15 protein-coding genes and 1 pseudogene are annotated in these 11,746 nt (G+C 53.6%); 9 read left to right on the top strand and 7 right to left on the bottom strand.

Annotated features, from left to right (window positions below):
• The first annotated feature begins 47 nt into the window (after nt 1–47).
• Nucleotides 48–662: a DUF134 domain-containing protein gene (locus tag K4305_RS11740; RefSeq protein ID WP_331562656.1), complete on the top strand. Its 615-nt coding sequence runs from the start codon at nt 48–50 to the stop codon at nt 660–662.
• Nucleotides 663–767: 105 nt separating this feature from the next.
• Nucleotides 768–1,136 carry a NifB/NifX family molybdenum-iron cluster-binding protein gene (locus K4305_RS11735; RefSeq protein WP_331562655.1) on the top strand — a complete coding sequence of 123 codons (369 nt, stop codon included), beginning with the start codon at nt 768–770 and terminating at the stop codon, nt 1,134–1,136.
• A gap of 20 nt (nt 1,137–1,156) precedes the next feature.
• On the opposite strand, the gene zupT is transcribed toward K4305_RS11735, so the two are convergent.
• The 6 genes from zupT to K4305_RS11705 all read right to left on the bottom strand — a co-directional run bounded on the left by zupT (nt 1,157) and on the right by K4305_RS11705 (nt 5,114).
• A complete protein-coding gene (gene zupT, locus K4305_RS11730; protein WP_331562654.1) occupies nt 1,157–1,957 on the bottom strand; it encodes a zinc transporter ZupT in 801 nt (266 codons plus the stop codon).
• 91 nt (nt 1,958–2,048) lie between these two features.
• Complete coding sequence (locus tag K4305_RS11725; RefSeq protein ID WP_331562653.1) at nt 2,049–2,606, bottom strand: TIGR00730 family Rossman fold protein; 558 nt, start codon at nt 2,604–2,606, stop codon at nt 2,049–2,051.
• A gap of 153 nt (nt 2,607–2,759) precedes the next feature.
• The gene (locus K4305_RS11720; RefSeq protein ID WP_442880484.1) at nt 2,760–3,395 is read right to left on the bottom strand and encodes a glycosyltransferase family 2 protein; all 636 of its coding nucleotides are present in this window, start codon (nt 3,393–3,395) and stop codon (nt 2,760–2,762) included.
• Nucleotides 3,395–4,396 carry a chlorophyll synthase ChlG gene (gene chlG, locus K4305_RS11715; protein WP_331562651.1) on the bottom strand — a complete coding sequence of 334 codons (1,002 nt, stop codon included), beginning with the start codon at nt 4,394–4,396 and terminating at the stop codon, nt 3,395–3,397. Before chlG ends, K4305_RS11720 begins: the two co-directional genes overlap by 1 nt.
• A 50-nt stretch (nt 4,397–4,446) precedes the next feature.
• A complete protein-coding gene (locus tag K4305_RS12350; RefSeq protein ID WP_442880480.1) occupies nt 4,447–4,827 on the bottom strand; it encodes a type II toxin-antitoxin system RelE/ParE family toxin in 381 nt (126 codons plus the stop codon).
• The gene (locus tag K4305_RS11705) at nt 4,824–5,114 is read right to left on the bottom strand and encodes a type II toxin-antitoxin system Phd/YefM family antitoxin (RefSeq protein ID WP_331562649.1); all 291 of its coding nucleotides are present in this window, start codon (nt 5,112–5,114) and stop codon (nt 4,824–4,826) included. The genes K4305_RS12350 and K4305_RS11705 overlap by 4 nt, the downstream gene beginning before the upstream one ends.
• Before the next feature lie 435 nt (nt 5,115–5,549).
• Between K4305_RS11705 and K4305_RS11700 the strand changes: the two genes are divergently transcribed.
• The gene (locus K4305_RS11700; protein ID WP_331562648.1) at nt 5,550–5,870 is read left to right on the top strand and encodes a type II toxin-antitoxin system RelE/ParE family toxin; all 321 of its coding nucleotides are present in this window, start codon (nt 5,550–5,552) and stop codon (nt 5,868–5,870) included.
• The gene (locus K4305_RS11695; protein WP_331562647.1) at nt 5,870–6,196 is read left to right on the top strand and encodes a helix-turn-helix domain-containing protein; all 327 of its coding nucleotides are present in this window, start codon (nt 5,870–5,872) and stop codon (nt 6,194–6,196) included. Before K4305_RS11700 ends, K4305_RS11695 begins: the two co-directional genes overlap by 1 nt.
• A gap of 198 nt (nt 6,197–6,394) precedes the next feature.
• Here K4305_RS11695 and K4305_RS11690 read toward each other — a convergent pair whose 3' ends face one another.
• Entirely contained in the window at nt 6,395–7,567 is a 1,173-nt protein-coding gene (locus tag K4305_RS11690) for an ATP-binding protein (protein ID WP_442880483.1), read from the bottom strand.
• Nucleotides 7,568–7,805: 238 nt separating this feature from the next.
• On the opposite strand from K4305_RS11690, the pseudogene cas6 reads away from it, so the two are divergent.
• The 5 genes and pseudogenes from cas6 to K4305_RS11665 all read left to right on the top strand — a co-directional run.
• Nucleotides 7,806–8,330: pseudogene (gene cas6, locus K4305_RS11685) on the top strand (CRISPR-associated endoribonuclease Cas6); the annotation flags it as partial.
• Nucleotides 8,331–8,627: 297 nt separating this feature from the next.
• The gene (locus tag K4305_RS11680; RefSeq protein WP_331562645.1) at nt 8,628–9,095 is read left to right on the top strand and encodes a hypothetical protein; all 468 of its coding nucleotides are present in this window, start codon (nt 8,628–8,630) and stop codon (nt 9,093–9,095) included.
• A gap of 21 nt (nt 9,096–9,116) precedes the next feature.
• Nucleotides 9,117–9,608: a GNAT family N-acetyltransferase gene (locus tag K4305_RS11675; RefSeq protein ID WP_331562644.1), complete on the top strand. Its 492-nt coding sequence runs from the start codon at nt 9,117–9,119 to the stop codon at nt 9,606–9,608.
• A 161-nt stretch (nt 9,609–9,769) separates the two neighbouring features.
• Nucleotides 9,770–10,390, top strand: a complete 621-nt coding sequence (locus tag K4305_RS11670; protein ID WP_331562643.1) for a LysE family translocator — start codon at nt 9,770–9,772, stop codon at nt 10,388–10,390.
• A gap of 69 nt (nt 10,391–10,459) precedes the next feature.
• Nucleotides 10,460–11,581 carry a Rieske 2Fe-2S domain-containing protein gene (locus K4305_RS11665; RefSeq protein ID WP_331562641.1) on the top strand — a complete coding sequence of 374 codons (1,122 nt, stop codon included), beginning with the start codon at nt 10,460–10,462 and terminating at the stop codon, nt 11,579–11,581.
• Nucleotides 11,582–11,746: the final 165 nt, after the last annotated feature.

Genomic DNA, 11,746 nt, shown 5'->3' with positions numbered 1-11,746 from the left:
GCATATGCTAATAACTGGGGCGAGAAAACGAAAACTGTCAAGGATTCATGACAAGACCGTTGAAATGCAGAAAAATCGGCAACGAAGCCGCATTCCGGATGTTCAAGCCATCAGGTTGCCCGGCTGAAGAACTCGAAGAGGTGGTATTGACGCTTGACGAGCTTGAGGCAATACGTCTTGCCGATCTTGAGGGGCTTTATCAGGAAGCTGCAGCTCGCGAAATGAACGTTTCCCGGCAGACATTCGGCAATATTCTCGCTTCAGCGAGGCACAAGGTTGGAGATATGCTGATCAACGGAAAAAAATTAACGATAACCGGAGGAAAGATCATGGTTGCCAATAATGAAAGAGTGTTCAGATGCGCATCGTGCGGACACGAATGGAGTCTTGCTCACGGTATTACACGGCCGGCAGTCTGCCCGTCATGTTCGGGAGAGAATATCCATCGTCGCTCGCCGGAAGGCGGTTTCGGCGGCGGCCGCATGGGAGGAGGCAGGTGCCGCGGATTTAAAACCGGCCTGCATCGCGAGGGCTATGGAGCCGGTCAGGCTATGGGCCGGGGAGTCCGTGGTCAGGGTCGTGGACGGGGCTGTTGCGAGGAGGAAACCGGGCATACCCATCATGAAGAGTCAGGGACTGAAAGCCGGAAGTCCGAAGAGTGATGGACGGAGGCGCAGGAAAAGCATGAACGATGGGGTGGCGCAGGGGTAAGGCATGCCGTACCCCTGCGATGACACGAGGCTTGAAAAACTATCAGGAGATAATCCATGAAAATTATTGTGCCACTGGACGAAAATAATGGCGGTATTTCGAAGGTATGCGATCATTTCGGCAGCGCGCCCTTTTTTGCGGTTGCCGATACGGAAAACGGCGCTTTCGACATTATTGAAAACGGTAACAGCCAGCACGATCACGGCCATTGCACTCCGGCAGACGCATTTACCGGAATGGGTATCAAGGCTGTTATCTGTAACGGTATCGGCGCCCGGGCTGCCGCACGTCTGCAGGAAACCGGAATCGACATTTATATGGCCGGTCTTGCCCGCACCGTGGAAGACGCTCTGGAGCGCTTCGGCACCGGAACGCTCAACAAAGTAGGCCCGAAACAGGCCTGCGCAGGGCACGATTGCCATTGATGGCAGGAGACGCCTGATTCCTAATTCAGCATCAGCAAGCTGACTGCCATCACAACCATGCCGAGGATGAGACCGGAGATGGCTATGTGGTGTTCGCCGTACTCTTCGGCGGCGGGGAGCAGTTCGTCGAGCGAAATGTATACCATGATGCCCGCTACTCCGGCCAGTACGCTTCCGAAAACCATAGGCGTGAGAAATGGTTTGAGCAGGGCATAGCCGATAATTGCGCCAAGCGGTTCGGCAAGGCCCGAAAGGAACGAGTAGCTGAACGCCCGCATGCGGCTTTTGGTGGCGAAATAGATCGGTACGGCAATGGCCATCCCTTCGGGAATGTTATGCAGCGCTATGGTTGCCGCAATCACCACGCCAAGATTCTGATCGGAAAGCGCGCTGAAGAACACCGCAAGACCTTCGGGAAAGTTGTGGATGGCAATCGCTACCGCCGTGAATATGCCCATGCGGTGGAGGCGGGCCTCCTCGGATGGCGCCGAGTTCATGGTACCGATCATCGACATTTCGTGAGGGTTTTCGAAATCCGGCACCAGCTGGTCAATCAGCCAGATGAAAAGCATGCCGCCGAAGAAAGCCCCTGTGGTTATCCAGCCGGCAATATTTTCCTGCATCTCTTCCCTGATGATCGCACCCGATTCCGGCATGATTTCCACGAACGAAACATAGAGCATGATACCCGCAGAAAAGCCGAGAGCCATGGTGAGGAACTTCTTGTTCGTATGATCGACCATCAGCGCAAGCAGGCTGCCGATGCCCGTTGAAAGGCCTGCAAGAAGGGTGAGTCCGAGTGCGGGGTAATAATTGTTCATAATATCATAGACAAGATCGGGGGCGGAGATTCGTAACCTTTTTCATCTTTACATCTTGCCAGAACATAACTTTTCCTCTTCCGGTTCCCGATCAGCTTGCCGGCTGCTGTAAGCCATCGAGAATATCGAATGCTTCTTCCGGCGTGCCGCAAACCGTGTAATAGCTTCCGTAGTCGTCCTTTACCATGCGGGCTTCGGCAATCCGTCCGAAAAACACGAGCAAAGGATCCCAGAACCCCTCGCAATTGAGCAGCAGAATCGGTTTCCGGTGGTGGCCGAGATGCTTCCAGGTGATGATTTCCATCAGCTCGTCGAGGGTACCGAATCCTCCCGGCAGAATCACGAACGCATCGCCCCACTCGGTCAGCTTCATCTTCCGCTCATGCATGGTTTCCACCACCACCAGTTCAGAAATGCCGTAATGGGCAACCTCACGCTCTTCGAGAAAGCGGGGAATAATACCGGTAACCTTGCCGCCATGACGCATTGCCGCATCGGCTGTCCGCCCCATGAGCCCGACATGGCCCCCGCCGAAAACCAGACCCATGCCGCGTTCGGCAAGACCTTGTCCCAGCCTTGCTGCGCATTCGAAATAGGATTCCGGCGCAAGGTTGCTCGAACTGCAGTAGACTGTGACGTTCCTGATCATGCGGGAACCTCTAAAAAGTGTGATGAGCGAACAAAGAGCAAGGCGGACGGAGCGGAGAAACCGGAGTGTACACGTAGTACATGAGGATTTCGAGCACCGACTAACGTAGCAATTTGGTTGCGTAATAACTTTTTAGAGGTTTCCATGCGGGGTTCAGGGGTTGAAGGTTAAGGTGATGCTGTCGTCAGCCCGAGTATAGATGTAGGTTTTCGGATCCTCGATTTTCTGCAGCCTGAAGTGTTTTTCCGCCCTCGACCAGAGTTCGGTTTCGCCCGCATAGGCAAGGGGTTTGAATCCGCCAAGCGCAAGAAATACCTCCCGCCGCCCGAAAAGCGTAGGGCCGACAATGCACTCGCGGATATCGATCATCCAGTCGGGATTGTAGCAATCCTTCACGAAAATCGCCTCATCGGTGTGGAACCCGCCGACGATCAGGTCGGTTTCGGGGTTCTCCCGCATGAACCGGATGCGGCTTTCAAGATGGTTGGTTGCATAGCTGTCGTCGCTGTCGAGAAAGGTGAGCCAGGTGCCGAATGCCGCCTGGATGCCTATGTTGCGCGTGGTGTTCAGCTTCCGGTTGCTGTGCTTCAGGTAACGGACGGCAGGGTTTGCTTCCACATACCTGTTTACCACCGTAAAAGTATCGTCGGAACTGCCGTCGTCCACCACAAGGAGTTCCCAGTCGGTAAACGATTGCGCCAGAACGCTCTCAATGGCTTTTTCGAGCAGTCCTGCCCGGTTGAAGGTCGGCAGGATGACCGATATTGCCGGTATCGTGCCGAGGTGCATCATTGCTGTGTGGCTTTGATGGCAAAGGCCGATACCAGCATGCCGGCAACAAGGAAGTTCTGGGCAATGGCATTGTAGCGCACGTCCATGGTTCGGGGCGAACGGATAAGGCCGAACTGCAGAATCACCTGCGGAACAACGAGCAGCGCCGTTATCCAGCCGAAAAGCGTTTGCCCTGTATAGAGCAGATAACCCGCAGCGAGACCCTGGCCGATATTGATGAGCACGGCGGCAATGATGGCGGCATTGGTTTCGCCGAACACTGCCGGCAGCGTCCTGATGCCGTTCTGCCGGTCGCCGTCAACCGACTTGAAGTCGTTGATGGTCATGGTGCCGGTACTCGCAATGGTGTACATGCCGGCAACGACGAGCGATGGCAGCATCGAGGAAAGCGTGAACTCTGGATCGTAGGCGATCACGCCGGCAATCCAGGGAATGATGAGGTACGAAACCGCGACGATGATGTTGCCCAGCCAGAGCCGTTTCTTCAGCTTGATAGGGTTCGCGCTGTAAAGGTGCGCATTGATGATGCCGATAATGACGTAAAAGCCTATCAGCGGCTCGATCAGGTAACCGGCAATAACCGACAGTACCGACCAGACCGCAATCAGGATGGTAGCGTTCTGCAGCGAAATGGCGCCGCCCGGAATGGGGCGGTCAGGCTCGTTGATTTCGTCGAGATCGCGGTCGAAATAATCGTTCAGCATCTGGCAGGTGCCGGTAGCCAGAGGTCCGGTCAGCAGCATCGCCAGCAGGAACTTCCATCCGGCAAGATCCTCCCATCCGAACCGACCGCTTGCAACCGCCCCGCACAGGAAGCTCCACATCACGGGAATCCATGTAACCGGCTTCAGAAAACGAAGAAAAAGCGCAAGCTTCGAGAGCGTCTTGGCCGAACGGTTCCGGGGAGCAACGAGTTTACGCACGCTGAGCGCATCCTGTACGCCGGTTGCTGTTTTTTCCGTAGTCTTTCGACGCTCTTTCGACTCCGCTCCCGTCACGATAACAAGGTTAATGGGTAAACAATACTGTCGGCCTGAAAAATAACACGTTAAGAGCAAAGAAGAGAATTCCGGGAGTGTAAAAATCGGTTTTTTGCCTTCAAGGCATCGGTTCGGCAGGGCACAACAGCGGAGCGGCAGCCGTAACCGCCAGTGTTCGGCCATCCGAAAGCAGCTTGCCGGAGCGTTCGTTGAAGAGCAGAACATGTCGTATGCCGGAGCCGCACGCCTGCTCGGCATATCGGCATCGGCGGAGAACCGGAAACTGATGCGGGAACAACTCTTCCAATTTCGGGAAATAATGCAATCGAATCGCCTTTTTCCAGAAGTCGGTCAATAAAGACGGCTGCCCGCTGAGAAGAGTCCTGCGCGATGAATCTCTCGATTTCATCGAGCTTTCCGAGAGCCTCGGATGACCAGACAATGTTCATTGCTTTCCCGTTGTTCTTTTTTCCGCAAGCTTTGCTCTTACCTCTTCTGTACTGTACACGTCGCCGACCTCAGCAGCCATCATTCCTCGCTCGATGGATTCGATAAATTGCTTCCGGTACACCAGGTTGTCATACTCCTCGGGTGACAGCAAAACGCCTGCGGGCCGACCGTTCTGTGTTATAATCAGAGGGTGACCTGTTGACCGGACCTTTTTAAGACAGGTGGAAATGCCCGTCTTGAACTCACCCAACGGGATTATATCGCTTGAAATACGAATGCTTTTCATGATACGAAAGGTTTGTATTCTGATCTGAAATCAGTTTCATATTCAGGTCTTAATATACGCATCAATACAGGATTGCCAAACACGCTCTTTCTGCAGGACTCTTCAGATTGGCGAACTGCCTCCTGCTTTCTGAAAGTGGAGCGCAACGTTTTCGAACACTGGTTTATGAGGCAGGGCGGAGCAAGCGATGTGCAATTGGGAAGCACGTACGGGGATGGAAGCGTGGTCATGATGAGCAGCCACGCACCTCTGTTGCTTCGGAACTGCGCCCCTGAAGGGGCATAGAGTCGCATCGGGGGTCAATCAGATGCTGATGCGTGTGCGAGAAGAATTGCAGTAATAAGGAGTGCCCCGGAATTGAGAGAGGGCCGGGATTTCTGAACTTTTTATTCGAAAAACGCTTTCAGGTAGTTGTCATATTCGCTAACTTTGTTCATGCATTACGAAATCGAATATTTTCACCCAACTATTGAGGCGGATATCGAAAAGTGGCCTGCGAGCATCAAGGCGGATTACAGGCGTATTTCTCTGCTCGTCATGGAATATGGTCCACAAGTTCGGATGCCGCATACCAAAGCGATGGGTGGCGGGTTATTTGAGATGAGGCCTAAAGGCCGGGATGGTATCGGTCGAGCCTTTTACTGCTATGTGAAAGGCAAAAAAATCATCATCCTGCACAGCTTTATTAAAAAGACCCAAAAAACGCCGCAAAAAGAGCTTCGGCTTGCCCTAAAAAGAATGCAGGAGGTACAATAATGGAAGACTTAACCTATCAGCCGGTACGTTATGACGTTGAGGCAGCTATACGCAAGGATTTTGAAGATGAGGAATTTCGCAAGGAATATGAAGCCCTTGAGCCGAAGTACGCACTGATCAGGGAATTGCTCTCTGCACGCAAGCAGTCCGGAATGACTCAAGAGGCTGTGGCAAATAAAATAGGCACGACAAAGAGCGCAATCTCCAGGCTTGAGGCTGGCAGCAAACATGCCCCATCCATTACCACCCTCAGGAAATACGCTGAAGCTGTCGGTTGTGACTTAATCATCAGGTTGGAGCCTAAACGGAAATCTGCTGACGCCTGAATGGTTTTTCATTCTCGAAACACAGATTCGGAAGTACTGTAGAAATAGCAGGACGTTCTGTATCATGAGCACGAAAAACGATATTTCGGCATCGGGGGTCAATCAGATGCTGATGCGTGCTCACAACACGTTGCAGTAATCAGGAGCGTCGAGCGTTCCGTTGGCGGTTTGAGGGGATAGCAGCCCGTACGCCAAGGGTTATGGGTTGTTTGCCTGCTGCAATTCGAGCGCAAGGTCTGCAAGTGAAACCGCCTCGACCGTTTCGGACATGCGATACCGTTCGGTTCCCGGATAGACGACAAACGAGCGCTCCGGGCCAAGATCTGCATGTGCGGAATGAAATCCCCTTTCAAGTTTCGGGGCAAGGCTTCTTTTGACTTCAACAGCCCACCGTTTCCCGTCCGGCCAGAGCAGCAACAGGTCAATCTCCGCGCCCCCTCCCGTCCGGTAGAAATAGCCCTGAACATCGGCAGGCGCGGAATCGAGTATGTTTTCAATGACAAAACACTCCCAGCTCTGTCCAGCGACCGGATGGGAAAGCAACATATCCTTGTCCGCTATGCCCAGCAGGGCATGCGTCAGCCCGCTGTCCCTGATAAACACTTTCGGGGATCGCACAAGCCGCTTGCCGGCATTTTCGTGCCAGGGCTGCAGACGCCGGACCAGCAGAAGATCGACAAGCAGGTCCATATAGTTGCTGACCGTCTTGACATCGATGCCGAGACTCCTCGAAAACTGCGACATGTTAACCAGACCGCCCTGATGCCACGCCAGCATTGTCCAGAACCTGCGCAGCGTTTCGGCGGCGATGCGCGGCCCGAACTGGGGAATATCCCGTTCGAGATAAGTTCTGATGAAATCCTGCCGCCAGCGAAAACTGAGCAGATCGGAGGATGCCAGCATACTGTCCGGAAAGCCTCCTCTCGTCCAGAGCAGACCGACGTTGGCCGCCCCGGCTTCAAGGATGGTGAACGGTGTCAACTCGATGTACGATATTCTTCCGGCCAACGACTCACCGGTTTGCTTCAGGAGATCAAGGGATGCCGAGCCGAGAAGAAGATACAGCCCCGAGCGTCTGCCTGTCCTTCGGCTCCTGTCTATAAGGCCACGCAAAACGGGAAACAGGCCGGGAGTACGATGCACTTCGTCAAGAATCACGAGGCGTTCAAGTTGATCAGACAGATAGAGTTCGGGATCGGCAAGCCTTGTTCTGTCCTGCTCGGATTCAAGGTCGAGATACCGTGCGTCGAACGATTTGCCGACTTCAAGGGCGAGCGTTGTTTTCCCTGATTGACGGGGCCCGAGCAGGGCGACTGCAGGATAGTGCCGCAATGCATCCTGCAGTTTCCGGGTCAAAATTCGATGAATCATCCTTGCGATTTTGGAAGTTGACTCCATGATTTGCATGGTTAAACTACAATTAAAACAGAAAAATCGCAACAAAACTCAGCAAATAACGCTTTTCGTGGCAAAAGGGGGGAATGCCAGGACGCTCTTTATTATTAGCACCAAAAATGGCATATCGGCATCGGTGGTCAATCAGATTCTGACGCGTGTGCGAGAAAAATTGTAATAATAAGGAGCGTCCCCGAATAGTTTTCTTTCGTCGCCGAAAGGCGAGTTCATCGAGCATCTTGTTGTGGGGTTGCTGCATGAGCCGTTTGTGTTTGTTGGGCAGGAGCAGTTCAGGGTTGAGACCGTCAGGCGGCTCGACTCTCCCGAATTGTCCGGCGATATGCGCTTTGTGGCACTTTCGCCCATAGTCTGCAAAACCAGGAACGAGGACGACCGGTATGCTCAGTATCTCTTTCCCGGCGACGGGGAGTTCGAGCACAAGTTGTTCGAGAACCTTTGTCGCAAGTTTGAGGTGTTGCATGGCCGCCCTTACGAGGGCGACAGGCGCTTCCGGTTCACGATTGACCCCGAGTACCTCGAACGCCGCAAGGGGAAGGTGCAGAAGCTGATAACGCTGAAGGAGGGGAAGCCGGATGAGACCAGGGTGAAAGGTACGCTGGCTCCGTTCAGGATTGAAGCACCACGTGAGCTGATTGAGATCGGGTACGAGTGCGGGTTCGGGGAGAAGAATTCGCAGGGGTTCGGTATGGTTAAGGTGGATTATCGGGGAGTGGGGTAATGGGTAATGGGGAATGGGGAATGGGAAGATTTGTGGGATGTTGGTTGTGGGCAGGGGGAGAGTGGAAAGTGGAATGGAAGGCAGGGAGAAGAGTGAGAGAGTGGAGAGTGGGCGGTGGGCTGGTAGCTTTGGAATGGAAGTCGGAGGGGAAGAGGAGAGAGTTGAGAGTTGAAAGTGGAGGCGGGATGAGCGGGTTACGGGAGAGTTGGGATCGGGGATTGCATGTAAGCTTTGAAATGCCTTACTTTCAGGTATGACCTGAACGCAATCCGAAACGAATAAAAGGAGTTATTGCCTATGCCGAAGCCGAGTCTGTGGAAGGACATGAAGAAGACTTTTCTGCTTCATGCCATTACTGCGCATTTCAGTAACGGTCTTATTCCCGTTGCTGTGCTGTATCTTTTGCTGGCGTTGCCGACCGGCAATACTTTTTTCGAGCATACGGTTCAGCATCTGCTCTGGATAACGTTTCTGGCCATTCCTGTTTCTTTTTTTTCCGGAGTGCATGACTGGAAAACAAAGTATCGGGCGGCGAAGGCTCCGGTATTCATAAAGAAAATCAGGTTGTCCATGGTGCTTTTTGCGCTATGTACCGTGGCGGTGACGGTGCGGCTTGTGGTGCCTGAGGTGATGGATCGCTCGGATTTTCTTCACTGGTTCTATATTGCCGTTATGCTCGGTATGCTGCCTGTGGTGACCCTGCTTGGTCATTATGGAGGCAAGCTTTCGCAGCAGAGCCGTCAGCAGCCGCAGAGGCCTTCATAATTTTAACCGGGCGGAGGGATCATGCATATCGTACTCGAACCGCTTGCCGACAGCGACGGGCCTGAAATACTCGATATTTTCAATTATTATGCCGAAAACAGCTTTGCGGCATATTCACTGCAGCCCTTGCCAGATGAGATGGCCTGCATGTTTCTGGATCTGTCGAACGGGTATCCGGCGGTCATTGCGCGCGACGAGAGAGGTACTTCCGTCGGGTTCGGTCTTTTGCGCCCGTACAGCCCGATGCCTGCTTTTGCAGCTACGGCTGAAATGACGATTTTTCTACGGGACGGGTATACCGGTCAGGGGACAGGCAAGGTTATTCTCGACCATCTTGTGGAGCAGGCTGCCGAAATGGGGTTGGTTTCGATTCTCGCGAGCGTCAGTTCCATGAACGAGGGGAGCATCAGGTTCCATCTCCGGAACGGATTCCAGGAGTGCGGTCGGTTCAGGGAGGCTGGCGAGAAGTTCGGAAAGCGGTTCGATGTGGTCTATCTGCAGAGGATGGTTTGAGGGGGGGCTGAGTGATGAGTGATGAGTGCTGAGTGATGAGTAGGAAGAGAGTGGAAAGTGGAGAGTGGGGAAGAAGAGAGCGATGAGCGGGGAGTAGGGAATGGGGAATAGGGAATAGGGAAGGGGGGATGTGGGGGATGATTTGATAATTGGTTACTGGTATGCCTGAATTGTATCATCTGCTTGGGTTTTTTGCTGCTTCGGTGTTGCTGGCGCTTGCTCCGGGGCCGGATAATCTGTTTGTGATGGCGCAGTCGGTACAGAATGGCCGGGCTGCGGGTTTGCTTGTTACGCTTGGGCTTGCTACGGGTCTTGTGGTGCATACGCTGGCGGTGGCTCTGGGTCTGGCGGCTCTTGTGCAGGCGTCGTCGGTTGCTTTTACGGTGCTGAAGTTCGTCGGTGCTGCGTATCTCTGTTATCTCGCTTACAGGGCTTTCCGGGCAGGAAAGAGTGCCGGTTGCGAGCCTTTGGCCGCGAGCCGGGGTAAGCTGTATCGGCGGGGGATTATCATGAACATTACGAATCCGAAAGTTTCGCTGTTTTTTCTGGCGTTTCTGCCCCAGTTCGCCGATCCTTCGCGCGGACCGGTTGTGCCTCAGCTGCTGCTGCTCGGCATGGTGTTCATTCTGGCGACGTTGCTGGTTTTCGGTATGCTCTGCATGGTGGCCGGCGGCGCCGGAGAACGGCTGCGGCGGTCGGAAAGGGCACAGCTCGTCATCAACCGGATTGCGGGAGGGGTTTTTGCCGTTCTCGCCGTGAAGCTTGTGCTGACTGAACGTTAAAGAGCCGTGGAGCATTGATAATGCAATATGAAGACCTCTTTCCGTTCAATGCATTGCAGGTTTTCGCCTATGAAATTCCTTTCGGTACTTCCTTGCTCCGAATTGCCTTCCGGTACCCACAGAACGGTTAAGGCGGGTAAACGACGGCTCACGCTGTTTCATTACGATGGACGTATAAGCGCGCTCGAACATGCCTGTCTGCACAAGGGAGGGGATCTTGGCGAGGGGTTCCTGCAGACGCTCGATGACGGGGAGCTGTATGTTGCCTGTCCGTGGCACGGGTGGCAGTACAATATCCGGACAGGCCAGGCACCTCACGGCTATCTCGACCGTCAGGCGGTTTTCGAGGTCAGGATAGAAGACGGGATGATACTGGTTTCGGAAAACCCGGTGATCACGGCTTTCCGGGCGGAACATGCGCATGACGGCCTGCAGGATCTGCGGCAGCTTGTTTACCGGACTACACCGGATTCATTGCACGTACTTGGAATTTCGGCAACCAACATGAACCAGGCTCTTCCCCGTCCTTCCACATCCGAAACTGCGCTGCAGTCCGCACTGGATTTTGCTGCTTCGGAGTATGGCGCCGAGACGAGGATGATAAGGCTGCGCGATTTGCAGTTCAGGCATTGCGAGGGGTATTACAGTCTTCACGAGGAGGCCTGCACCTGGCCCTGTTCCATTACGGAAATGAATCCTGACGATGGCATGACGGAAGTCTATCGCGCCATGGTGCTATGGGCTGACGTGGTGCTTCTTGCAACGCCGATCCGCTGGGGTAATGCCTCCTCGCTCTACTACAAGATGGCTGAACGGCTCAATACGGTTCAGAACCAGATAACTCTTCACGATCGTGTTCTTATACGGAACAAGGTGGTTTCGTTCATCATTACGGGAGGCCAGGATAACATTCAGGGCGTCGCCGGTCAGCTCAACGCCTTCTTTGCCGATCTTGGATTTATCTTTCCGCCCTTCAATTATATGGGCTGGAGCCGCGGTTGGATTGCCGAAGATATGAGGCATAACGTGAGCAGTTTCATGAAGAGCCGTTATGTGAAGCGTTCGGTAAAGGAGCTTGTTACCAATGCGGTAGAACTGCTGCGGCAGGTGAAGCGGATAGACAGCAGCCATCTGCAGACGCCGAAGCCGAGAATATCGGAGGCGGGAATGGGGAGTATAGGTAGTGGGTAGTAGGTAGTGGGTAGTAGGGAGGTTGGGTTAAGTAAAAAGATGATAAGGGGGGGCTTGGAAAGGTGGTTGTTTTTTCTTTACATAGACGGTATACATTGCGTTATGTGTTATAGCCGGATAATCCGGCTTAGTATCTGATTTGTTGACGGTACCTGATATTTACGG

It is taken from the genome of Chlorobium sp., assembly GCF_036528655.1.
Lineage (GTDB): Bacteria > Bacteroidota > Chlorobiia > Chlorobiales > Chlorobiaceae > Chlorobium.
Note: the sequence above shows the minus strand (reverse complement) of the source record. Positions and strands in the feature narration are given on the sequence as shown.